20 protein-coding genes and 1 pseudogene are annotated in these 25902 nt (G+C 72.7%); 19 read left to right on the top strand and 2 right to left on the bottom strand.

Annotated elements, in window-relative coordinates; all coding sequences use genetic code 11:
* Positions 1–305: 305 nt before the first annotated feature.
* The 7 genes and pseudogenes from ACPXBU_RS01040 to ACPXBU_RS01010 all read left to right on the top strand — a co-directional run.
* Positions 306–440: pseudogene (locus ACPXBU_RS01040) on the top strand (phosphopantetheine-binding protein); the annotation flags it as partial.
* 126 nt (positions 441–566) lie between these two features.
* Positions 567–5021 carry an amino acid adenylation domain-containing protein gene (locus tag ACPXBU_RS01035; protein ID WP_425756671.1) on the top strand — a complete coding sequence of 1485 codons (4455 nt, stop codon included), beginning with the start codon at positions 567–569 and terminating at the stop codon, positions 5019–5021.
* The gene (locus tag ACPXBU_RS01030) at positions 5018–6202 is read left to right on the top strand and encodes an acyl-CoA dehydrogenase family protein (RefSeq protein ID WP_393368263.1); all 1185 of its coding nucleotides are present in this window, start codon (positions 5018–5020) and stop codon (positions 6200–6202) included. The genes ACPXBU_RS01035 and ACPXBU_RS01030 overlap by 4 nt, the downstream gene beginning before the upstream one ends.
* The gene (locus ACPXBU_RS01025) at positions 6196–6927 is read left to right on the top strand and encodes a thioesterase II family protein (RefSeq protein ID WP_393368261.1); all 732 of its coding nucleotides are present in this window, start codon (positions 6196–6198) and stop codon (positions 6925–6927) included. The genes ACPXBU_RS01030 and ACPXBU_RS01025 overlap by 7 nt, the downstream gene beginning before the upstream one ends.
* Positions 6924–9779, top strand: coding sequence for a thioester reductase domain-containing protein (locus ACPXBU_RS01020; RefSeq protein WP_425755673.1), 2856 nt, complete (start codon positions 6924–6926; stop codon positions 9777–9779). The genes ACPXBU_RS01025 and ACPXBU_RS01020 overlap by 4 nt, the downstream gene beginning before the upstream one ends.
* 5 nt (positions 9780–9784) lie before the next feature.
* Complete coding sequence (locus ACPXBU_RS01015) at positions 9785–12049, top strand: AMP-binding protein (RefSeq protein WP_425755671.1); 2265 nt, start codon at positions 9785–9787, stop codon at positions 12047–12049.
* Positions 12043–13497: an amino acid adenylation domain-containing protein gene (locus ACPXBU_RS01010; RefSeq protein ID WP_425755669.1), complete on the top strand. Its 1455-nt coding sequence runs from the start codon at positions 12043–12045 to the stop codon at positions 13495–13497. Before ACPXBU_RS01015 ends, ACPXBU_RS01010 begins: the two co-directional genes overlap by 7 nt.
* A 179-nt stretch (positions 13498–13676) precedes the next feature.
* On the opposite strand, the gene ACPXBU_RS01005 is transcribed toward ACPXBU_RS01010, so the two are convergent.
* Complete coding sequence (locus ACPXBU_RS01005; protein WP_425755667.1) at positions 13677–15020, bottom strand: cation:proton antiporter; 1344 nt, start codon at positions 15018–15020, stop codon at positions 13677–13679.
* A gap of 299 nt (positions 15021–15319) precedes the next feature.
* Between ACPXBU_RS01005 and ACPXBU_RS01000 the strand changes: the two genes are divergently transcribed.
* From ACPXBU_RS01000 to ACPXBU_RS00950, 11 genes are all read left to right on the top strand, one after another.
* Positions 15320–15583: a hypothetical protein gene (locus ACPXBU_RS01000; RefSeq protein WP_393368254.1), complete on the top strand. Its 264-nt coding sequence runs from the start codon at positions 15320–15322 to the stop codon at positions 15581–15583.
* Positions 15584–15695: 112 nt separating this feature from the next.
* Positions 15696–16565, top strand: a complete 870-nt coding sequence (locus ACPXBU_RS00995; protein ID WP_393368252.1) for a hypothetical protein — start codon at positions 15696–15698, stop codon at positions 16563–16565.
* Positions 16558–18390, top strand: a complete 1833-nt coding sequence (locus tag ACPXBU_RS00990; protein WP_393368250.1) for an ABC transporter ATP-binding protein — start codon at positions 16558–16560, stop codon at positions 18388–18390. The genes ACPXBU_RS00995 and ACPXBU_RS00990 overlap by 8 nt, the downstream gene beginning before the upstream one ends.
* Before the next feature lie 15 nt (positions 18391–18405).
* Positions 18406–19431 carry an alpha/beta hydrolase gene (locus ACPXBU_RS00985; RefSeq protein ID WP_425755664.1) on the top strand — a complete coding sequence of 342 codons (1026 nt, stop codon included), beginning with the start codon at positions 18406–18408 and terminating at the stop codon, positions 19429–19431.
* A gap of 5 nt (positions 19432–19436) precedes the next feature.
* The gene (locus ACPXBU_RS00980; RefSeq protein ID WP_393368246.1) at positions 19437–19979 is read left to right on the top strand and encodes a hypothetical protein; all 543 of its coding nucleotides are present in this window, start codon (positions 19437–19439) and stop codon (positions 19977–19979) included.
* Between the two features lie 26 nt (positions 19980–20005).
* Positions 20006–20707 carry a LuxR C-terminal-related transcriptional regulator gene (locus ACPXBU_RS00975; protein ID WP_393368245.1) on the top strand — a complete coding sequence of 234 codons (702 nt, stop codon included), beginning with the start codon at positions 20006–20008 and terminating at the stop codon, positions 20705–20707.
* Positions 20700–21125, top strand: a complete 426-nt coding sequence (locus tag ACPXBU_RS00970) for a thiol-disulfide oxidoreductase DCC family protein (RefSeq protein ID WP_393368243.1) — start codon at positions 20700–20702, stop codon at positions 21123–21125. Before ACPXBU_RS00975 ends, ACPXBU_RS00970 begins: the two co-directional genes overlap by 8 nt.
* Before the next feature lie 25 nt (positions 21126–21150).
* Positions 21151–22440, top strand: a complete 1290-nt coding sequence (locus ACPXBU_RS00965; protein ID WP_425755661.1) for an NAD(P)/FAD-dependent oxidoreductase — start codon at positions 21151–21153, stop codon at positions 22438–22440.
* On the top strand, positions 22437–22823 hold the full coding sequence (locus ACPXBU_RS00960) for a hypothetical protein (protein WP_425755659.1): 387 nt from the start codon (positions 22437–22439) through the stop codon (positions 22821–22823). The genes ACPXBU_RS00965 and ACPXBU_RS00960 overlap by 4 nt, the downstream gene beginning before the upstream one ends.
* A gap of 148 nt (positions 22824–22971) precedes the next feature.
* Positions 22972–23253 (top strand): hypothetical protein, encoded by a 282-nt coding sequence (locus ACPXBU_RS00955; protein ID WP_393368238.1) that lies wholly within the window; start codon positions 22972–22974, stop codon positions 23251–23253.
* 110 nt (positions 23254–23363) lie between these two features.
* A complete protein-coding gene (locus ACPXBU_RS00950) occupies positions 23364–23600 on the top strand; it encodes a hypothetical protein (protein WP_393368236.1) in 237 nt (78 codons plus the stop codon).
* A gap of 25 nt (positions 23601–23625) precedes the next feature.
* On the opposite strand, the gene ACPXBU_RS00945 is transcribed toward ACPXBU_RS00950, so the two are convergent.
* Positions 23626–24927, bottom strand: coding sequence for a M16 family metallopeptidase (locus tag ACPXBU_RS00945; protein ID WP_425755657.1), 1302 nt, complete (start codon positions 24925–24927; stop codon positions 23626–23628).
* A gap of 184 nt (positions 24928–25111) precedes the next feature.
* Between ACPXBU_RS00945 and ACPXBU_RS00940 the strand changes: the two genes are divergently transcribed.
* Positions 25112–25900: a hypothetical protein gene (locus tag ACPXBU_RS00940; protein WP_425755655.1), complete on the top strand. Its 789-nt coding sequence runs from the start codon at positions 25112–25114 to the stop codon at positions 25898–25900.
* The last annotated feature ends 2 nt before the right edge of the window (positions 25901–25902 follow it).

Raw genomic sequence — 25902 nt, 5'->3', positions numbered from 1 at the left:
TGCCCACCATGCGCGCGCCGGACGCCGACGGCTCCGACGAGGCGGCGGCCCTGGAGGCTGTCGGTCGGCTCTGGCTGGGCGGCGTGGAGGTCGACTGGGACGGCGTGCACGACGGTGCCCGGCGTCGCCGGGTCGCCCTTCCGACCTACCCCTTCGAGCGCCGGCGCTACTTCGTGGAGGCGCCCACCGCCACCGGCAGCACCGCACCGGGCGTCGTGGTCGAGGAGCCGGACGACATCGACTTCGGCGAGGCCGACACCCGCCCGGCGCTGACCACCGTGTACCTGGCGCCACGGACCGACGTCGAACGGCGCATCGCGCTCATCTGGCAGGACCTGCTCGGCGTGGCACCGATCGGCGTCGACGACATCTTCATCGAGCTGGGCGGCCACTCGCTGCTCGCCACGAAGGTGGTCAGCCGGATCCAGCAGGACCTGGGCGTGCAGGTGCCGCTGCGCCGCCTGGTCAAGGCGTCCACGGTGGCCGCCCTCGCCGAGGTGGTTTCGGAGCTGCTGCCCGAGGCCGCGCCGACCACCGCCGAGCCGGCGCCGGCGGCCGACGACGAGATGCCGGTGGCCGTGCCGGATTGGGAGCACCTGCACGAGCCGTTCGGGCTCAGCGAGATCCAGCAGGCCCAGTGGATCGGCCGGATGGGCAACTTCAGCATGGGCAACGTCGGCGCGCACATGTACTGGGAGGTGGACCGGGACGACCTGGACGTCGAGCGGCTCAACCAGGCGTGGAACCGGGTGCTGGCCCGGCACGCGATGCTGCGGGCCGTGTTCACGCGCGACGGTCACCAGCGGGTGCTGCCCGAGGTCACCCGGTACGACTTCCCCGTTGTCGACCTGCGCGACGAGACGCCGGAGGTGGTCGAGGGCCGGCTCGCCGAGATGCGCGAGGCGATGTCGCACGAGATGCGACCCGAGGACGCGTGGCCGCTGTTCGAGATCCGGGTGGTGCACCTGCCCGGCGGGCGTACCCGACTGTTCCTCAGCTTCGAGCTGATGATGGCCGACATGGGCAGCGTCCGGATCCTGCTCGCGGACTGGCGCGCCTACTACGAGCGGCCGGCCGAGGAGCTGCCCGAGCTGGGCATCTCGTTCCGCGACTACCGGCTGGCCGCGGAGAAGCTCAAGGAGACCTCGCTCTACCGCCGATCCATGGACTACTGGCGGGAGCGGGTGGCCACCCTGCCCTCGCCGCCGGAGCTGCCGCTGGCCACCTCACCGGAGCTGGTGCGGGAGCCGAAGTTCGTGCCCCGCAGCGCGCTGATCCCGGCGACGGAGTGGGACGCCATCAAGCGGGAGGCCGCCGCGCACGGCGTCACTCCGTCGGCGGTGCTGCTGGCCGCGTACGCCTGCGTGTTGGGCGGGTGGACCCGCTCGGGCCGCTTCACGCTCAACGTGACCACGAACATCCGGCTGCCCGTGCACCCCGACGCGGAGCACCTGGTCGGCGGGTTCGCGTCCTTCACGCTGCTGCCGGTCGACCTGGTCGAGGACGACTCGATCCTCGGGGTGGCCCGCCGGTTGCAGGAGCAGAACTGGGAGGACCTGGAGTACCGCTACGTCAACGGTGTCGACATCCTCCGCGAGCTGGCCCGTCAGCGTGGCGGCACCGACGCCGCCATGATGCCGACGGTGTTCACCAGCACCCTGGTCAACGAGAGCGAGGCCAACGAGTCGTCGATGGTGGACTGGCTGGGGCAGCTCGAACACCAGGTGATCCAGACACCGCAGGTGTGGATCGACGCCGCGGCGCTGGAGGTGGAGGCCGGTCTCGTGGTCGGTTGGCCCAGCGTGGACGAGCTGTTCCCGGACGGGTTGGTGGAGCAGATGTTCGGCGGCTTCGTCGACGTGTTGCGCCGCCTGGGCTCCGGTGCGGGCTGGACCGGCTCGGCCGAGGTCTCCCCCGCCGGGCTGGCCGAGTTGGTGGCCGAGGTGAACGCCACCCAGGCGCCGGTGCCCTCCGGGCTGCTGTGGACCCGGCTGGTCGAGCACGCCACCGCGGATCCGGACGGGCTGGCCGTGGTGGCCTCGGGCCGACGGTTGACCTTCGGACAGTTGCTCACCCGGGCGTCGTTCGTCGCGCACCAACTCGTCGACGCCGGTGTGACCCGGGGCGACCGGGTCGCCGTGGTCATCGACAAGTCGGTCGAACAGATCGTGGCCGTCCTCGCCGTCGGGCTCGCCGGGGCGGCGTACGTGCCGGTGGACCCGTCGACTCCACCGGAGCGGCAGGAGTTCGTGCTCTCGCACGCCGAGTGCGCCGCCGTCCTGGTCCGCGCCGGCACAACCGGCCACCCCGGCTCGGGTCTACCGGTCGTGGTGGTCGATGCCGACGACGACGCCGCGGTGGCACACAACCCGCCCGCCGTCGCCACCGAGGTGCAACCCGACGAACTCGCCTACATCATCTACACCTCCGGCTCCACCGGCCGACCCAAAGGCGTCGCCATCTGCCACCGCGCCGCCGTCAACACCTGCGTCGACATCAACACCCGCTACCACCTCACCCCCACCGACGCCATCCTCGGCCTCTCCGCCCTCAGCTTCGACCTCTCCGTCTGGGACATCTTCGGCAGCCTCGCCACCGGCGCCACCCTCGTCCTGCCCGAACCCCACGCCAACCGCGACCCCGCCCGCTGGCACCACCTCATCCAAGAACACCACATCACCATCTGGAACTCCGTACCCGCACTCATGGCCATGCTCGTCGAACACCTCGAAGCCACCAACACCACCACACCAACCCTGCGCCAAGTCCTCCTCTCCGGCGACTGGATCCCCACCGACCTCCCCAACCGCATCACCACCACCGCACCCCACACCAAAATCACCAGCCTCGGCGGCGCCACCGAAGCCGCCATCTGGTCCATCCTGCACGACATCGACCACGTCGACCCCACCTGGGAATCCATCCCCTACGGCCGACCCATGACCAACCAAACCTTCCACGTCCTCAACGACCGCCACCAAGAATGCCCCACCTGGGTCACCGGCGACCTCCACATCGGCGGCACCGGCCTCGCCAACGGCTACCACAACGACCCCGACAAAACCCACACCGCCTTCATCACCCACCCCACCACCGGCCAACGCCTCTACCGCACCGGCGACCTCGGCCGCCGCCTCCCCAACGGCACCATCGAATTCGCCGGCCGCAACGACCACCAAGTCAAAATCGGCGGCTACCGCATCGAACTCGGCGACATCGAACACGCCCTGGTGGGTCACCCCGACGTGGATGCCGCCGTGGCGATCGCCACCGGCGACCGCCACCACCGCCGGCTCGCCGCGTACATCGTCACCGGCCCGGAACACGTCGGCGATCCGGACCTCGTCGACGCGGTGCGCGCGCACGCCGCGACCCTGCTGCCGCCGTACATGATTCCCAGCACCATCACCGTCCTGGACGCCCTGCCGCTCAGCGCGAACGGCAAGGTCGACCGCAACAACCTGCCCGAACCCGGGGTGGTCGCGGTCGAGCGGGAACGGGGCGAGCTGACCCCGCTGGCGGTACGGCTGTGCCAGATCGCGGCGCACGCCATCGGCGTCGACGAGGTCGACCCGTGGGCGAACTTCTTCCAGCTCGGCGGCGACTCGATCATCGGCGTCCGGATCATCACGCAGGTCAACGACCAGGGAATCGACCTGCGGCTCCAGGACCTCTTCGAGGCACAGTCCATCGTGGACCTCGCCGAGCGGCTGGAGGCGCGCGGCGCCGTGGCGGCGGCTCCGGGCGGGGACGTCGCGGCGACCCGCGTGACGCCGTTCCAGCGGCGCCTGCTCGCGGTGGCCGCGCCCGGCCTGCCGGCGGGCGCCCACCGGGTCGACCTCCACGTCGAGGCGGAGCTGTGCCTCGACGCCGCCCGGGAGGCGGTCCGCCAGATCATCGGCCGGCACCCGGCACTGCGGACCCGCTTCGCGGCGAGCGGCGACGACGGCTGGTGCCAGGCGGCCGTGCCGGCCGACGAGGTCTCCGCCCACCTGCCGGTCATCGAGCTGGGCACGTTGCCGGCCGAGGTACGGGCCGAGGCGGTCGCCCAGATGGTCGACGAGATGCGCGAGGAGCTCGACGTCGAGCGCGGCACGGTCTTCACCGCCGCGCTGTTCGACCTCGGCGCCGACGGCCGGGTGCTCACCCTGCTCGCCTCGGAGCTGGTCGTCGACGCGGGCTCGTGGGAGGTCGTGGTCTCCGAGTTCCTGAGCATCACCCAGCAGCTGCGCAACGGCGACAGCGTCGTGCTGGCACCGCCCACCGACCCGTTCACCAGGTGGGCCGAGCAGTCCCCGCAGGCGGCCGGCGCCGCGGTCGTGGCACCGGCCGCGGTGCCGGAGGGGACCCCACACCAGGCCGTCAGCCAGCTCACCGCCGACGAGACCGAGCGGCTCACCGACGCGACCCGGCGCGGCTACCGGCTGAGCCTGACCGAGACCGCCCTGGCGGCACTCACCCTGGCCACCAGGCGTACCGGCCTGGACGGCCCGCTGCTGGTGGTCGGCGACCGGCGCGACGACGGCACGGTGGACGCCTCCCGCACGGTGGGCGCGATCCTGTCCGTCGCCGAGGTCCCCGGCGCGCTGGGCACCGACGACCTGGCCGCGCTGCTGCCGGCGGTCAAGGAGTGGAATCGCTCCGCCGCCGACGGCGCGTACGGGCCGGCCCGGATCGCCCTGCACGTGCTGGAACGTTTCGGCGAGCGGTCCCGGTTGGCCCGACTGCTGCCACCGGGCAACCCGGCGCCCTGGCCCCGCTGGGAGCGGGACAGCCTCGGCGCGGCCGTGCGGCTCACCGTCGTCGACTACGCGGGCGCTCTGCACATCCACTGGAGCAGCACCGACCCGGCGGTCGAGCTGCCGAGCCTCGCGGACGCCTTCGAGACCGCCCTGCGCGACATCGCCGCGCACAGCCGCGACCTCGGGTCGGGCCAGGTGTCGGCGGGCGACTTCCCGCTGGCCGACCTCGGCACCGACGACCTGGCCGCGGTGCTCAACGACATGGAGGAGGAGCTGTGACGACCACCGAGACGATCGCCCGCCCGGTCACCGCGTTGTCCGAGCGGCACACCGCCTGGCGGGACGCGGTACGCGACTTCGCCGAGACCGAGGTGCGACCCCTGGTCGGTGAGATGGACGCCGCGTCGGCCCTCGACCCGACGCTGCTGAAGAAACTGGTGCCCGCCGGCCTGATGGGCATCGAGATCCCCCGTGCGTACGGCGGCGCCGGTCAGGACCTGCTCGCGGTGCTCATCGCGATCGAGGAACTGGCCGCCGTCGACCCGGCCGTCGCCGTCTTCGTCGACGTGCAGAACGCGCTGGTGGCCAGCGCGGTGCTGCGCCACGGCACCGGTGACCAGAAGCGCCGGTACCTGCCCCGGCTGGCGACCGGCCTGGCCGGCGCGTACGCGATCTCCGAGGAGCAGGCCGGCAGCGACGCCTTCGCGCTCACCACCCGCGCCGAGGCCAACGGCCAGGGGTACCTCCTGCACGGGCGCAAGTGCTGGACGACAAGCGCCGCCGAGGCCGGCCTGTTCCTGGTGTTCGCACGTGTCGACGGCGCGTCCGGCGGGCTCACCGCGTTCCTGGTGGACCGCGACTCGCCGGGGCTGAGCGTCGGCCCGCCCAAGGCCAAGCTCGGCATCCGGGCCAGCTCCACCTGCGACGTGCGACTCGACGGGGTGCCGGTGGGCCGGGAGAACGTGCTGGGCCGGGTGGGCGCCGCCGACCTGCTGGCGATGGAGACGCTGAACGTCGGCAAGCTGGGCATCGCGGCGCAGCTCGTCGGTCTGGCCCGGGGGGCCCTGCACGAGGCGCTCGCCTACGCGCAGCGGCGCGAGCAGTTCGGCGAGGCGATCGTGGCGTACCAGGGGGTGCTGTTCCCCCTCGCCCGGCTCGCCGCGGAGCTGGAGGCGGCCCGGGTCCTGCTCTACGACGCGGTGCGGGTGCTGCACCACGGCACGCCCACCGACCGGTTGCGGGTCAGCGCGATGGCCAAGTACCTGGCGTCGGAGGTGGCCGAGCGCGCCGCCTCGCAGGCGGTGGAGACGTTGGGCGGCAACGGGTTCACCACCGCCCACCCGGTGGAGAAGCTGTACCGGGACGCCAAGGTCGGCAAGATCTACGAGGGCACGTCGAACATCCAGTTCCGGACCATCGGCGCGATCCTGGTCGGTGCGGGCGGTGAGCGGCCGTGGTGAACGCGCTGACGCTCTACTGCCTCCCGTACGCCGGGGGTTCGGCGCGGGTGTTCGCCGACTGGGCCGACAGCCTGCCGCCCGGCGTCACGCTCGACGCGCTCGAACTGCCCGGACGCGGCCTGCGTTTCCACGAGGATCCGGTGGACCGGCTGGAGCCCCTGGTCGCCGAACTGCTGGGCGCGGTGCTGTCCCGGCCCGGGCAGCGCTTCGCGGTGCTCGGCTACAGCTACGGATCGCTGCTCGCCTTCGAGCTGTGCCGGCGGCTGGAGCACTACTACGGGCTGGTCGCCGAGCACCTGTTCGTGGCGGCGATGCGGGCTCCCGGCGTACCCCGGGTCGAACCGCCCGTGTCGACGCTGCCCGACGACCTGTTCCGCGAACACATCCGTTCCCTCGGCGGTACGCCGCCGGAGGTGCTCGAACACGACGCGCTGATGGAGATCCTGCTGCCGGTGCTGCGGGCCGACTTCACGGTGGTGGACGACTACTCGTACCACGGACTGCCGGTGAGCTGCCCGGTCACGGCGTTCGGCGGGTTCGGCGACGTCGGGGTCGACCCCGACGCGCTCACCGCCTGGACGGGCTGCACCACCGGCCCGTTCGCCCTTGAGATGTTCCCCGGCGACCACTTCTTCCTGCGTACCGCGCGGGACGAGCTGTTGTCGCGCCTGGCCGGCACGCTAGCCCCGATCGCCGGCCCGACACCGCTACGGAGGCGGGCATGAGCCGTACCAACCTGGACGACGTCTACGAGCTGACCCCGATGCAGCAGGGCATGCTCTACCACCACCTGTACGCGCCGAACGAGGGCTTCTACGTCGAGCAGACCGTGCTCTCCCTCACCGGCAGCCCGGACCAGGAGGCGTTCTGGCGGGCCTGGCAGCTGGTGGTGGACCGCCACCCGGCGCTGCGGACCGCGTTCCGCTGGGACGGCATCGCCAAGCCGGTGCAGGCCGTGCACGCCCGAGCGGCGTTGCCCCGGGAAACCCACGACTGGCGGACCCTGCCGGCCGCCGAGCAGCGTCGTCTCCTCGAGGAGCTGCTGCGCGACGAGCGCCGGCGCGGTTTCGACCTGGAGACCCCACCGATCATGCGGGTCGGGCTGTGCCTGCTGGCCGACGACCGCTTCCAGATCGCGCTGCGCCTGTCGCACCTGGTGGTGGACGGCTGGTCGATCGGCCTGATGATGTCCGACTTCACCGCGGCCTACAAGGCGTACGTCCGCGGCCGGGAGCCGGTGCTGCTGGCGCCGGGCCGTTTCCGCGACTACGTGGCCTGGTGGAAGCGGCAGGACCCGGAGGCGGTGGGGCCGTTCTGGCGCCGCTACCTGGCCGGCTACCAGCCCGAGCCGCTGCGCCTCGACGGAGGCGCGGCCCCGGCCGACGGCCCCGCCTTCGACTGGATCGACAGGTCCCTCGGTGACCTCGCCGACGAGCTGCGCGGATACTCGCAGCGGCACCGGCTCTCCCTGCACACGCTCGTGCAGGGGGCGTGGACGCTGGTGCTGGGGCGGGCCACCGGCAGCACCGACGTGGCCGTCGGCACCACCTTCGCCCACCGTCCCGCTGACCTGCCCGGCGCGGAGTCGGTGGTCGGCTGCCTGGTCGGCACCGTGCCGGTACGCAGCACGCTGGGCCCGGAACGCCAGGTGGTGCCCTGGTTGCGGGCCATCCAGGACGACATCATCGCGGTCCGGGACAACGCGGCCACCGGGTTGGCCGACATCCAGCGGTGGAGCAGCGCACCGGCCGGCACCGAGCTGTTCGACAGCATCGTCGGCTTCCAGAACATGCCGCTGCCGCCGTTCACGCTCGGCGAGGAGGGGTTGGGCCTGGAGGGCTTCCAGCTGCACACCCGCCCGCACACGCCGCTGGTGCTGATGGTGCTTCCGGGCGACGACCTGCCACTGCACCTCATCTACGACCGTCGACGCGTCGACGGTGCCCGGGCACGGGCACTCGTCGCGGGCGTGCACGACGTGCTCGCGGCGATCGTGCGGGACGAACCGGCGCGCCTGGGCGACATCCCGGAGGCCGCCGCCCCGGCGCGGCCGTCCACCGACCGGGCGGCGGACCCGGCCCCCGCGCCGGTCACCCCCGCGCCGGCCGCCGGGACGGAGACCGAGGCGGCGCTGAGCGCCCTCTTCGCCGACCTGCTCCAGCTGGAGCACGTCGGCCGCGACGACAACCTCGTCGAACTGGGCCTGCACTCGCTGCTCGGCACCCGCGCGGCCAACCGGATCCACGACGAGTGGCGGACCCTGCTGCCGTTGCAGGCGTTGTTCGCCGGGCCGACCGTGGCCCGCCTGGCGGCCCTGATCGAGGCCGGCGGCGTCGCCGACGACCGTGCCCGCGACCCCCGTGGCCACGTCGACGTGCTCCGGGAGGCGGTGCTCGACGACGACATCACCGGCCGGGAGCCGGTGCGGTGGGCGGCCGAGCCGCGGCGGGTGCTGCTCACCGGCGCCACCGGCTACCTGGGCAGCGCCCTGCTGGAACGGCTGCTGCGCGACACGCCCACCACGGTGGTGTGCCTGGTCCGCTCGCTGGACCCGGCCGACGGCCGCCGCCGGGTACGGGAGGCGCTGGCCGCCGCCGGCCGCTGGGACGACGCGTTCGACGCCCGGATCGAGGTGCTGCCCGGAAACCTGTCGCAGCCGCGCCTGGGCCTCGCCCCGGACACGTTCGGGGCGCTGGCCGACGACCTCGACGAGATCTACCACCTGGGCGCGGTGGTCAACATCCTCCCGCCCTACCGGCGGGTCCGGCCGACGAACGTCGGCGGCACCCGCGAGGTGCTGCGGCTGGCCACGTCGGGCAGCGCCGGAACCGTCCCCGTGCACTACGTGTCGCCGGCGGAGGTCACCGACCTCGCCGACGTCGAGCGGGCCGGCCGGGAGGTCTTCGTGGACACTCCGCCGCCACACCTCTACAACGGCTACATCCAGTCGCAGTGGGTGGCCGACCGGATCGTCGGGGAGGCGGCGGCACGTGGCGTACCCGTGGTGCTCACCCGGGCGGCCCGGCTGATCGGCAGCCCGGTGACCGGGCGGTGGAAGGTCGGCGACGTGGTCAGCGACATCGTGCGCGGCTGCGTCGCCCTGGGCCTCGTCCCGGACAGCGACATCGCGCTTCCGGTGTCCACCGTCGAGCACGTGGCGGCCGGCATGGCGGCGCTGGCCCGCCGCCGGGACGCCCTCGGTCAGGCGTTCCACCTGACCGCGGCGGCGCCGTTCACCTTCGCCGAGCTGGCCGGCGCGCTGTCCGACCGGGGCTACCAGGCCGTCGGGGTGCCGCTGGAGCAGTGGTACGCCGAACTGGTCCGGCTGTCCCGCCGCGACCCGGACGGCAGGTGGGACCTGGTGCTGTCGGTGCTCGGCCCGTGGGTGCGGGCCAACGCCGACGGGTGGCGCGAACCGCTGTACGACACCAGTCGGGCGCACGCCGTCCTCGGCGACGACGTGCCCGCCCCCGAGGTCGGGCGGGAGTTCATCGGGCAGTGCCTGGACTACTTCGCCGCCATCGGCCACGTACCCGCCCCCTCCGCGACCGCGGACGCCGAGCCGGTGCGGGGGTGAGCACGATGACCGACTCCGGCTGCCTCACCGTCGCCCACGCCTGTCCGGAGCGTCCCGCCCTCGTCACCGACGCCGAGACCGTGACCCACGGCCGGCTCGAGGGCTGGACGCGACAGCTCACCGAAACGCTGCGCGCCCGGGGCGTCGGCCCCGGCACCCTGGTCGGCATCGCCGCCGACGACGACGACGTCCCGGGGGCGGTGGCCGCGCTGCTGGCCACACTGCGCGTCGGCGCCGCCTACACCCGCCTGGGCGCCAGCGCCGTGCCGGCCGTCGTGCTCACCGCCGACCCGGACGCCCACCCGGCGGGCACCGCCGTGGTCCTGCCGTTCGGCGCCGCCCCGACCGATCCGCCCACGGTCGACGGGCTGCGCGTCGTGCTCGGCGGCGCCGTCGACGACGACGTGCTGGTCGGCGACGACGGCGCGCTGAGCGGGCGGGCGTTGAGCGCGTACCTGCGGTGGGCGCTGCCCGCCTACGCCGCCGCGGGCGGCGTGGCCGTGCTCCCGACGCTGCCGGGCACCGCCGGCGAACTGGCCGCGCTGCTGGTGCCGCTGGTGGCCGGCGGCTGCGTGCAGGTGGGCGAGTTGGAGGACGCCGCCTGGTCCGGTTGGCGGCCCACCTTCGCCAAGCTCACCCCGGCCGACCTGGCGACGCTCACCGCGCTGCCGGACGAGGCGTCGCCCACCGGGGAGCTGGTACTCACCGGGGGACGGCTGCCGCGCGACGAGGTCGCCCGGTGGCGCCAGCGGCACCCGGGCGCGGCACTGACCTGGGAGTACGCGCCCGCCGAAGGCGGCCTCGGCTGCGCGGCGCTGCGCCTGCCGGCCGGCGCCCCGCTGCCGGACCGGCTGCCGGTGGGGCTGCCACTGCCCGGCACCTCCCTGCGCCTGCTCGACCCCGACCTGCACCCCACACCCGCCGGGGACGTCGGCGAACTCTACGTCGGCGGCGAGTCCGTTCCGGCCGCCCGGCCCGGCGGCGACCAACCGGACGACGTGGTGGTGGACCCGTTCGGCACCCGGCTGCGGCGCACCGGGGACCTGGGCCGCCGTCGCCCGGAGGGCTGCGTCGACCTGGTGGGCCGCGCGGCCGCCCGGTGCGCCCCACCGGTGCACACCGGCGACGCCGCCGTGGTCCGGGACTGGGAGTCGATCTACGACCAGCTCTACGCGGGAGACGGTGCCGGGCTCGGCGCCGACTTCTCCGGCTGGAACAGCAGTTACACCGGCCAGCCCATCCCGCTCGCCGAGATGCGCGAGTGGCAGCAGGCCACGGTGGACCGGATCCGCGCCCTGCGCCCCGAGCGGGTGCTGGAGATCGGCGCCGGCAGCGGGTTGCTGCTGGGCCGGCTGGCGCCGGAGTGCGAGGCGTACTGGGCCACCGACCTGTCCGGCGCGGTGGTGCGCCGCCTGGCCGAGCAGACCGCCGCCCGCCCGGATCTCACCGGACGGGTGGTGCTGCGCCACCAGGCCGCGCACGACGTCACCGGGTTGCCCGCCGCGTCCTTCGACCTGGTGGTGCTCAACTCGGTGGTGCAGTACTTCCCGACCCTCGACTACCTCGACGCCGTCCTGGCCCGCGTCGTGGGGCTGCTGCGCCCCGGTGGCGCGGTGTTCGTCGGCGACGTCCGCAACGCCCGCCTGGCCTTCACCATGCAGGCCGCGGTACGGCTGCTGCGCGCCACCCCCGGCGACGACCCGGCGCAGATCCGCGCCGACGTCACCCGCGCGGTGGCGCTGGACAAGGAGCTGCTTGTGGATCCGGACTTCTTCGCCGAGGCCCCGGCGCGCCTGGACGGGGTGGCGTGCGTCGACGTCCGGGTCAAGCGGGGTCGGTGCCACAACGAGCTGACCCGACACCGGTACGACGTGGTGCTGCACACCGCCGCGCCGGCCCGTTCCGGCACTCCCCCGGCGTCCTGTGACCTGGCCGGGTTGCCGGCGGCGCTCGCCGCCGGTGTGCCGGCCGTCCGGGTGACCGGTCTGGCCAACGCCCGCCTCGCCGGAGAGGTGTCCGCGGCGAACGCCCTCGCCACCGGCATGCCCGTCGCGGCCTGTCGGCGCCGGCTGGGCAGCGACCATGGCGCCGTCGACCCGGAGGACCTGGCCGCGCTCGGCGAGGACGCCGGCTACGAGGTGACCATCGGCTGGGCCGACGACACCACCGACGGCAGCGTGGACCTGCTGTTCACCAGGTCCCCCGCACCGCTAGGGCCTGTGTCCACGGTCGTGGTGGCACCGATGCGACGCCGGGCCGTGCCGTGCTGACGCTGGCGCGGCGCTTCGCCGAGCAGGTCGCCCGCGACCCGGACGCGGTAGCGGTCGTCGACGGGGACCGGGAGCTGCGCTACGGGGAGCTGGCCGCCGCCGCGCGGGAGCTGCGCCACCAACTCGCCGAGGCCGGGGTGCCCGAGGGCACACTTGTGGGACTGCGGATGCCCCGCTGCGCCGAGGTGGTCGTGGCGATCCTCGGCATCCTGGAGCACGGTTGCGGGTACGTGCCGATCGACCCGGCGTATCCCGCGTCCCGGCAGGAGCACATCGTCGGCGACGCCGGGATCGACACGCTGGTGCAGGTGGAGCCGGGCACCGGGCGGCCGGTGGTGGTCCGCACCGGCGGCGGCCCGCCGCGGGCGGTGCCGGCCGGCACGGCGTACGTGATCTACACCTCCGGCTCCACCGGTACGCCCAAGGGTGTGGTGGTCGGCGACGCGCACGTGTGCGCGCTGATGGACGCCTGCGCCGAGCGGTTCACGCTGTCCGCCGCCGACGTGTGGACGATGTTCCACTCGCACAGCTTCGACTTCAGTGTCTGGGAGCTGTGGGGCGCGCTGCTGCACGGCGGCCGGGTGGTGGTCGTACCGCCGTGGGTGGCGGCCGATCCGCGCGCGTTCGGCGAGCTGCTCGCCGACGAGGGGGTCACCGTGCTCAGCCAGGTGCCCACCGCGTTCGGGCACCTCGTCGCCGAGCTGGAGGTCCAGCCGGTGCCGCTTCCCGAGTTGCGCTACGTCGTGTTCGGCGGCGAGGCCCTGCACACCGGCGCCGTGCGGGCCTGGCGGGAGCTGGGTGTCGCCCCGGCGGCAACGCTCGTCAACATGTACGGCATCACCGAGACCACAGTGCACGTCACGTTCGTCGCGCTGGACGAGGAGGCGGGCGACCTGCCCGGCGCCACGCCGATCGGTCGGCCGCTGCCGCACCTGCGGGTCCGCCTGGTCGACGAGCACCTGCGCCCGGTGCCGGTCGGCGAGGCGGGCGAGATGCTGGTGGCCGGCGCGTCGGTGTCGCACGGGTATCTGGGGCGCGCGGAGCTGACCGCGCAGCGTTTCGTCACCGTGGACGGGCAGCGGTACTACCGCAGCGGCGACTGGGCGCGGCAGGACGCCGAGGGGCGGCTGCACTACCTGGGTCGCCGCGACCGCCAGGTGCAGTTGCGCGGGTTCCGGGTGGAGCTGGGCGAGCCGGAGGCGGCCATCGCGGCCCATCCGGCGGTGGCCCAGTGCGCGGTGCTCGCCGAGGCCAACCAGCTCGGCGAGCTTCAGCTGGTCGCCTACTACGTGCCGCGCGCCGGCACCGACCTCGCGCCCGAGCAGGTGCGGGACCACGTGGCGGGGTGTCTGCCCGCCCACCTGGTGCCGAGTCGGATCCGCCGGATGGCGGCGCTGCCGCGCACCGCCCACGACAAGGTCGACCTGGCGGCGCTTGTCGGCAGGTGACACCCCCGCCGGGCGTGCTCGCCGGTGTGGTCGGGACACCTGGGCGGGGAGCGCGGCGGGGCAGGACGCCGACGAGCGGTACGACTCCGAGTCACACCTGACGTGGAGTCGTACCGCTCGTCGGTTTCGGCGTCGCGGCACCGTCCGCACCCCGTCGCCGCCTCGCGGCCTTCCCGCCGTCAGGTGGTGCCCGCCGGGACCGCCGGCATCCGCTCGACGTCCACCGGCGCGGCCGACGCGGGCCAGCGGCGGCGGGTCAACGCGAAGACCGGCGCCGCCGCGAAGGTGGTCACCATGGTCATCAGCGCCAGCACGGTGTAGAGCTTCGGCCCGATCAGCCCGGCGCGCAGCGCCACGTCGATCAGCACCAGCTCCATCATGCCGCGGGCGTTGAGCAGCGCGCCGACGGACGCGGACTGCGACCAGCTCAGCCCGGACCAGCGGGCCACCAGCGCGCTCACCCCGCCCTTGCTCACCACGGCGACCAGCACCACCGCGCCCAGCACCAACCAACCGCTCGGGTCCAGCAGGGTGTCGGTGACGATGCGCAGGCCGGCGGAGGCGAAGAAGAGCGGCAACAGCAGGGTGGTGGTCAGCGGCGCGATGCGCCCGGTGAGGTGGGCGGTCAGCTCGCGGGGCATGACCATCCCGCAGACGAACGCGCCGAAGACGGCATGCAGGCCGATCATCTCGGTGGTGGCGGCGCAGGCGGTCAGCAGCACGAGTGCCGCCCCGACGGCGGCGGGGCGCAGCGCGTCGCCGCCCTCGGTCGCCCACCTGGCGTAGCGCCGCAACAGCGGCCGCAGGGCGACAAGCACCGCGACGTAGACGAGGCCGCCCGCGACGGCGAGGACGCCGAGGTGGGCGGCGGCGCCGGCGGTCGCCATCAGGCCGGCCAGCATCATCCAGGCCACCGCGTCGTCGGTGGCCGCGCAGGCCAGCGACACCGTGCCCACCGTGGTGCGGGTGGCGCCGGTCTCCTCCAGGATGCGGGCCAGCACGGGGAACGCGGAGACGGCGACGGCGAGACCGAGGAACCACGCCGCCTGCCAACCGGGGATGTGTGCGCCGAACCAGCCGTCGTCGGACGCGGCGATGCCAAGGGCGCCGCCGGCCAGCGCCAGGCCGAGCAGGCCGCCCACCACCAGCGGCGCGGCCAGGCTGGCGACCGCCGTGGTGGTGGCGGTACGCAGGTGGCGGATGGCGCCCGCGCCGTCGAAGGAGAGGCCGACCAGGAACATGAACAGGGTCGCGCCGAGCTGGCCGAGCACGTGCAGGATCTGGGCCGACGGGTGGGCGACGGTGGCGCCGGCGAGCTCCAGCTCGCGGGGGAAGAGCGCAAGCTGCACCGAGGGGGCCAGCAGCCCGAGCGCCAGCGGGCCGAGCGCGAACCCGGCGATCATGTCGGCCACCACCTGCGGCTGACCGAGCCGGCCGAGCAGGGCGCCGGCCAGCCGGCAGGCGCCGAGCACCACTGCCAACTGCACCAACAGATGGGTTGTCAACGCGACGGAACTCGGCACGGTCGCCTCCTTTTAGGCAGTTTTACAACCGGCCCGAACGGGCACCAAATAATAGGGCCACGACCATTTTCTGGACCTATTCCAATGACCGCACCGGTCGGGCGGGAAAGGTGGCTAGGGGGGACCTAGCCACCTGGCTATATCCGGGTGTGACCAGGCCGTCAGCCCACTCGGGTATTTACCGTGATTACCGCCCCGAACCATACTGAGTTCATTGTTCAGCACTTTGGTGGAGTCGAAGGAACCGATCGAAGAATAGAGTTTTCGACAACAGCCGGTTCTATCCACAGGAGGACTGAATGAACCGTATGGAGGCTGCGGCCGAGCGTCACATCCCCGCCGTTGGCGAGGGCGTTCTCGAGCCGCTGGAGCTGGTCGGCGTTGCCGCGCCGGTCCTCACCCCGTTCGCCGTCGGTGTCGCCGTCGGCGCCGGCCTCTACGCGTACCACAAGTGGGGCGGTGCCGAGGAGACCCCGACCGGCTACCGCCTCGACAGCGAGACCGCCGACCAGATGACCGTCTCCGAGCTCGTGCAGAGCCGCCGCCAGGCGGTCACGCGCTAAGCAAGGACCTCGCCACGTGTCCGGGGAGTCGGCGCAGACTCCCCGGCGCGTCGGCGTCGGAAGCGGCCTCGGCACCCCATCCACCACCCGATCGACGTTGCAGGAGAAGCCGATGGCCGGTAACGAAGTTGTCCCCGTCGACAAGGCGCTCAAGCAGGTCGAGCAGATCTCATCGCTCGGTCTGGCACTGGCGTCGCTGGAGTTCCTCACGCAGCCGCAGGTCTTCACCGACACCGGCCTGCTGAGCTGGCAGGTCGAGCGGTCCCGGCACAAGCTGACCGCCGGCAAGCTCGGCGACCTGCTGGACTACCTGTTCAAGCCGCCGGGCATCTACCTCATCTACCAGCTCCGCCTCGCCGCGGCGGTCGCGCTGATCAACCCGTACAGCAGCAAGAAGGTACGCGACGTCTCGGTCGCCTACATCGCCGCGACGAACTACCTGCTGCACTTCCGGATCCGCTACGGCACCGACGGCACCGAGCACATGTCGCTGCTGACCTACGCCACCCTCACCGCGAGCCGGATCTTCTCCGACGACGAGAAGGCGAAGGAGGCCTGCGCCTGGTTCCTGGCCGGCCAGACCAACCTGTCGTACTTCGCCGCCGGGCTGTCCAAGCTGGTCGGTTCGCCGTGGCGCAACGGCATGGCCATGCCGGGCATCTTCCGCACCACCGTGTACGGCGACAAGCGCGTCTACGAGCTGCTCAAGTCGCGACCACGGCTCGCCAAGGCCGCCGGCTGGGGTGTGGTGGCCAGCGAGCTGGCGATGCCGCTGATGATGGCCGCGCCCAAGCTGCCCGCGTGGGCCATGCTCGGCATGGGCGGGGGCTTCCACGTCGGCAACGCCGTCTTCATGGGCCTCAACCGGTTCGTGTACTCGTTCGTCGGCACCTACCCGGCCATCGTCCACGTCGCCAAGCACATGTCGGCGAGCGACGTGAACCTGCTCGCCGACTTCTTCCGCAAGCTGCGCCGTGGCTGAGCGGGGCCGGCCGGACCGGAAGGCGGAGCCGGCCGCGCCGCCCGCCGTCGGCCCGCTGCGGGTGACCATGCGCCTGCTGCGGCCGCACCGCCTCGGGTTGGCCCTGGCGGTGCTGCTCGGCCTGCTGGGCTCCGCCGCCGCCCTGGTGCAGCCGATCGTCATCGGCAAGCTGGTCGGGCAGCTCACGGCGCAGCGCTTCGCGGTGGGCACGCTGCTCGTGCTGATCACGCTGTTCGTCACCGAGGCCGCCCTCGCCGGTTTCCAGTCCTACATCATCGGGCGCTCCGGGACCCACGTGGTGCTCGCCGTACGGCGGACCATCGTGACCCGGCTGGTGCGCGCCACCCTGCCGGCGCACTGGCAGCACCGACGCGGCGACCTGTTCACCCGGCTGGTCGCCGACACGTCGCTGCTGCGGACCGCGCTCACCCAGAGCCTGGCCGTGCTCTTCCTGACCGGCATCACGGTGGCCGCCACGGTGGTGCTGATGGCCGTCATCGACCCGGTGCTGAGCCTCACCGCGCTGCTGTGTGTGCTGGTCGCCGCCAGCGGCAGCGTGATGCTGGCCCGCCGGATCCGGATCGCCACCGAGGCCACCCAGTCGCGGGTGGGCGAGCTGGGCAGCGACCTGCAACGGGCGCTCGCCGCGGTGACGACGATCAAGCTCAGCCGCGCCGAGCAGCGCGAGGCCGACCGGGTCAACGAGAAGGCCGTCGCCGCGCACGACGCCGGCATGCGCACGGTACGACTCAACGCCCTGCTCGCGCCGACGGCCGACGCCGGCGTGCAGGGCTCGTTCGCGGTGGTGTTCGCGGTCGGCGCGGTGCGGATGGGGTCCGGCGCGCTGACCATCGGCGAGTTCGCGACCTTCCTGCTCTACCTGTTCTACCTGATCGCGCCGCTGGTCAGCTTCTTCGCGGCGATGGGTCAGCTCCAGCAGGGGCTCGCCTCGGTGAGCCGGATCGACATGCTGCTGCGCTTCCCGCAGGAGGACGACTCCACGGTGCCGCCGGCCCCGGTGTCGCCGGCCGCCCCGGTCGCGCCCGCCGCCCGCGCCACGCCGAGCGCGCCGCTGCTGCGGGTACGCGACCTGCACTTCGCCTACCTGCCGGATCGCCCGGTGCTGCGCGGGGTGTCCTTCGACGTGCCCCGGCAGGGCCTGGTGGCGATCGTCGGGCCGTCCGGCTCCGGCAAGTCGACGCTGTTCGGCCTGCTGACCCGGCTCTGGGAACCACCCGCCGGCAGCGTGCTGCTCGACGGCGCCGACGTGCGGGAGATCCCGCTGGACACGCTGCGCAGCCGCATCGGGTTCGTCGAGCAGGAGTCGCGGGTGATGGACGGCAGCATCGAGGAGAACATCCGCTACGCCGAGCCGGACGCCCCGGCGGCCCGGGTCGCCGAGGCCGTCGGGCAGGCCAGCCTGACCGACTGGATCGACACGCTTCCGGACGGGCTCGGCACCCCCGTGGGTGAGGAGGGCCGCACGCTCTCCGGCGGCCAACGGCAGCGGATCGCCATCGCCCGGATGCTGGTGCCCGACCCCGACGTGCTGCTGCTCGACGAGGTGACCTCCCAACTCGACGCCGAGGCCGAGTTCGCGCTGCGGACCTCGGTCGCGGAGATCGCCGAGCGACGGGCGGTGGTGGCGGTGGCCCACCGTCTGTCCACCGTGGTGCGGGCGGACCACATCGTCGTGCTGGAGAACGGCGCCGTACGCGCCCAGGGCACCCACGCCCACCTGCTCGCCACCGACGCGCTCTACGAGCGGCTGGTGCGTACGCAGTTCACCGCGGTGCCGGCGCTGTCGGCGTCCACCGCCTCCTGAGACCGGAGGACCGCCATGCCCACCATGATGCCGCGAATCCTGGCCGCGGGGCTCGGCGTCAGCGCCGTGGCCCTGGCGGCCGGGGCGACCTACCAGGCCGCCGCGACCCGCCGTGACCGCCGCCTGATCCCCGGCCCCGGCAGCGACGTCGACATCGGTGGCCGCACCCTGCGGGTGCACACCACCGGCCTGGGCGAGCAGCCCGGGCCCACCGTCGTGTTCGAGAGCGGAATGGCCACCCCACTGGAGCTGTGGGCGTGGATCCAGGAGGGGGTGGCCGGGTTCGCGCCCACCGTCGCCTACGACCGCGCCGGGATCGGCCGCAGCGCGCCGGGTCCGCTGCCTCGTACCGCCGAGTGCACGACCGACGATCTGGAGGCCCTGCTCGAGGCGGTGGGCGCCCAGCCGCCGTACGTGCTCGTCGCCCACTCGTACGGCGGCCTGCTGGTGCGGCACTTCGCCGAGCGGCACCCGGAGCAGGTGGCCGGCCTGGTCCTCGCCGACGTCGCGCATCCGGAGGAGCTGGTGCGCTCGCAACGTCAGCGTGTCGGCCTGCCGTTCGTGGAGCAGTACCTGCGCGACTCGATGTGGCAGAGCACCATCGGGATGATCCGGCTCAACCCGCACAGCGACAGGCGTTTCCGCATCGACGGCCTGCCCGAGGAGGCGCGCCTGTCGGCGAAGGCGGCATTCTGCACCCGGCAGATGTGGCACGGCTCGTACGCCGAGTTCGAGGCGTGGCAGAGCGACGTCAACGCCGAGGTACGCGACGCGAAGCTGCCGCCGCAGTGCCGGCTGTACGTGCTGACGGCCGGCGCCACCGTCACCGGCGACCCGGTGCACCTGCAGTTGCAGGAGGAGCTGGCCCGGCTCTCCGACGACGCGGTGCACGAGATCGTCGACGAGGTCGAGCACATCGAGCTGATCACCCACGAGCAGCCGGCGGCACGGGTGGTCGCCGCGGTGCAGAACGTCGTCCGGGCCGTCCGGGAGCAGCGGGCGCTGCACCCGGCGGACCACAAGTCCGGAAAGGAGCGGTGATCGAGATGAGTCGGATCAACAGGGGCGCGATCCGCAGGATGGCGCTCTACGGGGTGTTGGGGACCTGGTTCGTGGCCAGTGCCATCAAGCAGGACCCGACGCGCAAGTCGAAGCTGTCCGAGCGGTTCGACCCGCACGGTGTGTTCCTGCCCGACTGGCGCTTCTTCGCGCCGCAGCCGGGCACCTACGACAACCACCTGCTCTTCCGCGACGAGCTGGCCGACGACAGCGTCACGGAGTGGAAGGAGGTGCTGGTCGCCAGCGAGCGCACGTTGCGGCACGCGTTCTGGCACCCCAACCGGCGCGGCGAAAAGATCGTCTTCGACACCATGAACGAGATCATCAAGATCACTCAGGAGCCCACACTGGAGAAGGAGGACATCCAGGTCTCGGTGGCCTACCTGACGCTGCTGAACTACATCACGCACAGCCAGCGCCACGACACCGGGGCGCGGCGGACCCAGTTCCTCGTCGCCCGATCGTCCGGCCGGGACGTCGACGAGGAGCCGGTGATGCTCTTCCTGTCCAATCGACACCCAATTGCCTGACCTGGACCCACAGCGGGGAGGCCGCGGTGACCACCGTCATCGTCCTGGACGGATACCCAACGACGTTCGACCGGATCATCGACGTGCTGCGCGCGCCGCGGCTGGCCCACGACGTCGTCGTCGTGAACTCGGTCGACGTCATGTGCGTACGGCTTCGCGGCGCGCTCGGCGCGGTCGGCCTGGTGCCGATCGAGGTGTCCCCCGCCGACCTCTCGCGGTTGGCGACCGCCCCCGGCAACCGTGGCCGGCACGGCGGCGTGATCGTGGTGACCGCCTTCGAGTCGGCAGGTGAGATGGCACGAGCCATCTCGGCGGGCGCCCGTGGTGTGCTGCTGCTCGACAGCCCGCCCGAGGAGGTGATGATCGGCGTGCGCGCCGTCGCCGCCGGTCACCCCTTCGTGCCGCCGTCGATCCTGGCCACCCTGGCCACCGCCCTGTGCCGGCTGGCCTGCGCCCACTCGAAGTCGACTGTCAACTACGCCCTGACCGACCGTGAGCTGGACGTGCTGGGCCTGCTCGCCGAGGGCCATCCCAACAAGCAGATCGCGCAGAACCTGTTCATCTCCGCGGCGACAGTGCACAGCCACGTGCTGAGCATCCTGCGCAAGCTCGGCGTCAACAACCGCACCCAGGCCGTGGTCTTCGCCCAGCAGCAGGGCCTGCTGTGCCAGGGACACGCCGCGCTCGGCGCGCTGGCGCCACAACCCACCGGAGGTCCCGTTGGCTGACCACGCGTACCCCCGCCGGATCCCGGCCGCCCCGGCCGGCCCGATCCTGCTGTACGACGGCGACTGCGGCTTCTGCACCCAGTCGATCAACCGGATCAGCGACTGGGTACGGCCGGACGTGCCGATCGCCGCGTACCAGAGCGTCGACCTTGCCCCGCTGGGCGTGACCGCCGCGCGCGCCGACCACGAGGTGCTCTACATCGACGCCACGGGCCGGGTGCGCGGCGGCGCGCAGGCGTTCGCGCGGTTGCTGCGGACCGGCCGGCCCGCCTGGCGACCGGTGGGCGTGCTGCTGGCGCTACCGCCGGCGCGCTGGCTCGCCGCCGGCGTCTACCGCCTGGTGGCCGACAACCGGATGCGGCTGCCGGGCGGCACCGCGGCGTGCGCGATCCCCCGTCCGCCCACCCCCAATGCCTGAGAACCGATAACGAAGGAGACTTCCCATGGCAGATCCGACCGGATCGGGAACCGCCGGAGACGAGTTCTTCGACGTCGTGATCGTCGGCGGTGGCCCCGCCGGCTCGTGCACCGCCGGCCAGCTCGCCCAGCGCGGGCACCGCGTGCTGGTGCTGGAGCGCGAGACCTTCCCCCGCTACCACATCGGCGAGTCGCTGATCACCGGCATGCTCAGCGTGATGGAGGATCTGGGGCTGCTGGAACGCCTGGAGGCGTACGGCTTTCCCAAGAAGAACGGGCTGAGCCTGGTCTGGGGCGCCAAGCGCGAGCTGTGGAACGTCAACTTCGCCGAGCTGGGCGGACCCTACCCGTACTCGTACCACGTGCGCCGCGCCGATTTCGACAAGCTGCTGCTGGACCGCGCTGCCGAGCTGGGCGCGGAGGTGCGGTTCCAGGCCACCGTCGGGTTGCCGGTCATCGAGGACGGCCGGGTGGTCGGCGTCTCGTACACGATCGGCGACGAGGCGCCCCGCGTGGTGCGCGCGGCGCTTGTCGTCGACGCCTCCGGGCAGGCCCGGGCACTGACCCGGCACCTGGCCACCATCAGCTGGCAGGAGGACCTGCGCAGCCTCGCCTACTGGACGTACTTCTCCCCCACCGGCGACCTGCCGGCCGGGCAGGAGGGCAACATCCTCGTCGAGAAGGTCACCGACGGCTGGTTCTGGGCGATCCCGGTGGGCACCACGCCGCCGACGCTGAGCGTCGGCTACGTGACGCCCACCGAGACGGTCAAGGCCGCCGACGTCAACATCGCCGAGCTGTACGCCCGCGGCGTCGCGGAGAGCCGTCAGCTCAAGCACCTGCTGGCCGGCGCCGAGCAGGTCGACCAGTTCCGCACCACGCGCGACTGGTCGTACCTCACCGATCGGTTCTCCGGGCCCGGCTGGCTCGCGGTCGGCGACGCCGGCGCGTTCATCGACCCGCTGTTCTCCGGCGGGGTCTGCCTGTCCATCCTGGCCTCCCACCCGGCCGCGCGGGCCGCGGACGTCGCGGTGCGCCGCCCCGACCTGGCCGAGCGGGCGCTGGAGGGGTACCACGCCGGCTACCACGAGATGGTTTCCGGTTTCTTGGAGTATGTCCGGTTCTTCTACAATCCGAACCGTGACGTGGAGGACTATTTCCAGCAGGCGGAGGCGATGATGGCCTTCAACGAGCAACTGGGGTCGGCCCGGGAGGCGTTCATCGCCGTCATCTCCGGCACGGCCGCGATGTCCACCTACTTCGACATTCCCGACGCCACCCCGGCGGCCGCGGCAGCGGAAGGAGAACGCGTATGACCGCACGACCCAATGCCCACGGTGGGTCTCGCGACTCGACCCGGACCCGCTACGTGGCGGGGGTGCTGGCCCTGGCCGCGCTGACAGTCGTCATCTTCTTCGGCGCGGGCCGCCTGCCGTCAGGTGTGCAGGCCGTCCTCGGTTTCAGTGTCATCTTCTTCGTCGGCGCGCTGGCGTGGCTCAACTCGTCGCTGCGCCGGCGCTCGGGCGCCGGCGCCGAGCCGGCCCGCGCCGCGGCGGCGACGCTGAACGCCTACGGGATCGCGCTGGTGGCCGCCCTGGTGGGCTACTACCTGCTGCGAGACCAGGACTGGGCCTGGGTCGTCGGGCTGCTGCCGGCCGCCGTGTGTCTGGTCAGCGCCGCTCGGGTGGCGCGCGGCTGAACACATCCGGGGCCGTCGGGGGCGATCGACCATCATGCCCCCGGCGGCCCCGATCCAAACCAACAATATGAGGGATGATTCTCTCTGCTCGTCTTCCTAACGTAGAAGTCACCGGAACACCGGTACACCTACCAAGGGAGGAAGAACGATGAACCGCATCGAGACCGTCGCCCAGAACCTGCTGCCCGAGGTCGACAGCGACTACCTGCGGCCGCTGGAGTCCGTGCAGGCCACCGTTCCGACGATGACCTGCCCGACCGTCGCCGGCTTCATCCTCGGCGTCGGCGCCGGCTACCAGTTCATGCAGGCCGTGTTCAACGGCCCGGAGGCCGGCTACGGCGCGTTCACCGGCGTGCGTGGCAACTTCGTCGACATGCCGGTCAACGAGCTCGTCGCGACCCGTCAGGCCGCCATCGGCGGGCTTTCCTGACCCCGGTAAGGCATTCCTGGGTTCCCGTCGGCCGGCTCCACCCGGCCGACGGGAACCCCGCCACACCGTCCACTGCCAGGCCGTGCCCGTCCGCGTCACGGAGAATCACGATGAACCGCATCGAGACCGTCGCCGCGGATGTAGAGGCCCGTGTTGACAGTGGCCAACTGTGGCAGCTCGATTCGGCGCGCTCCACCGCGCCGACAGCGACCGCCCCCGCCGCACCGACCGCATCTCCGGCACCGGCGAAGGCTTCCAGTTTCGCGTACGTCGTCTCCGGCCGCAAGGGTGGCGACCAACGGGCCGCCACCCGGACCGGACCCCACGACCCACGGCTGGTGGGATGACCCGGCGCTGCGCCGCGCCGGCTCGTCACGGAAGTACCGCCGCGAAGTCGTGGTCCGGGTCCATCGGCCCGGCGACGGCGAAGCGCGACCGACCGACGTCCCAGAGCTCGGCCGCCACCGCGTCGACGTCCTCCGCGCGGACGGCGGCGATACCGTCGAGAACATCGGACACCGACTCCGCGACGCCCGTGAAGAGCCGGCTGCTCGCGATCCGGGTCATGCGGGAGTAGGTGTCCTCCTGGCCGAGCACGAACTTGCCGGCCAGTTGCCGTTTTCCACGGTCGAGCTCGTCGTCGGTCAGGCCGCGCGCCCGCAGGTCGACGACTTGTTCGCCGAGACAGGCGAGCAGGTCGTCGACCTTCGCGGGCGCACACCCCGCGAACAGCACGAAGGTGCCGGTCTCCCGGTAGCTCATCGCGTAGGAGCCGACCGCGTAGGCCAGACCGCGCTTCTCGCGTACCTCCTGGAAGAGGCGCGAGGACAGGCCGCCGCCGAAGGCGGTGCCCAGCACCGTCATGGCGTACCGCCGGGGGTCGGTGTGGCCCAGACCGCGTACGCCGAGCGTGACGTGCGCCTGCTCCCAGGGCCGTTGCAGCACCCGCACCCGCGGCCCGCCGTCGCGCATCCGGGCGTCGACGGCGGCGGCGTCCGCGCCGCCGGCCGTGCCCTGCCATCCGGCGCGGGCCACCGCGGCGGCGACCAGCTCGACCAGTTCGTCGTGGCGCACGTTGCCGGCGGCGGCGATCAGCACCCGGTCCGGCCGGTAGTGCCGGTGGTAGAAGTCGCGCACGTCGTCGGCGTCGATCGCCAGGACCGACTCACGGGTGCCGACCGCGGGGCGGGCCAGCGAGCCGTCGCCGAAGAGCGTCCGGCCCAGCAGCGTCCGCACCACGTTGCCCGGGTCGTCCTCCTGCATCGCCAGCTCACCGAGGATGACCCGCCGCTCGGCTTCGACGTCGTCGGCGTCCAGCCGCGGGCAGGTGAGCAGGTCGAGCAGCAGGTCGACGGCGAGGGGCAGCTCGGTGTCGCGCACCCGCACGTGGAAGAAGGTCAGCTCCTTGGACGCCTGCGCGTTGGAGTCGCCGCCCACCGCGTCGATGGTGCGGGCCACCTCGAGGGCGCCGCGTCGCTGGGTGCCCTTGAAGAGCAGGTGTTCGAGGAAGTGCGAGAGGCCGCCGAGAGCTGCCGGTTCGTCGCAGGAGCCGGCGTCGACGAAAGCGCCCAGAGCCACCGACGACATCGAGGGCACCGTCTCGGTGATCACGCGCAGCCCGCCGGGCAGTGTGGTCTCCCGGATGGTCGCCGCCAGCTCGCTCTCCTCGACCACGCCGCCCTCCCTTCCTCGCACCACACCGTCGCACATCGGGTGCCCGCACGGCCCCTGCCCGTTCGGCGACCCCGACCGGCGCTGGCCCATCGGTCAGGTCGGTTGGTCTGCCGCCCACGGCCGGCGTCGGGAAAGAATTCGGGCTGACGGACCCGACCCGGGTCGGAACCGAAGGGCGGGAGCCATGACCAGATACCCACGGGCGGCGCTGCGCGCCGTCGCCATCGCGCTGTGCCCGCTGGTCGTCGCGCTCGCCGTGGCCCTCCAGGCGCCGTCGGCGTCCGCGGCCACCAGCGCCCGGTCGGTGTCCACGGTGGAGCAGGACTGCTACGAGTTCAACGAGATGCTGCTCGCGCCGATGACCGAGCTGCGCGCGGCGATACCCGCACGCTACGAGATCGCGCCGTTCCCGCCGAGCCCGGACCTGGGCTACCTCCTGGTCTCCGACCACCACTGCGGGCGGGTGGAGGTCAACGGTCACCGGTGGCCGGGACGGCACGTCACCACAATGGGCCTGACGCTGTTGCAGTCGCGCGACGGCGTACCCCAGGAGGCGTTCTTCCAGCTCTGGTACGGCACGACGAACCTGTCCCTGGTGGCGCAGGCCCAACTGCTCGGCCTGAAGGTCCGGCCGGTGGCCGCGACCCAGTCCGTCGTGGCCGACGCCGATGGCCGCAACCGGGTCACCATGGCCTTCCAGGGCGCCGGACTGGACCACAGGCGTAGCGCCCTGGTGACCGAACCGGCGGCCACGCCGGTCAACGAGGCGCCGAGCGCCCCGATCTACGCCGCCGGACGCCGTGGCGAGGTGACGATGGCGTACCAGAACGCCCTGCGCCCCCCCAGCGTGGCGACGGTCGACGTGACGATCGACGCCGGCACCCGGCTGGCCGAGTTCGGCCTTCCACCCACCTACGCCGGCGACATCGAGTTCCGCCGGGGCGGCTGGCGCAGCACGATCAGCGCGAGCTGAGC

Source organism: Micromonospora sp. DT231 (assembly GCF_049847025.1).
GTDB lineage: Bacteria > Actinomycetota > Actinomycetes > Mycobacteriales > Micromonosporaceae > Micromonospora.
Note: the sequence above shows the minus strand (reverse complement) of the source record. Positions and strands in the feature narration are given on the sequence as shown.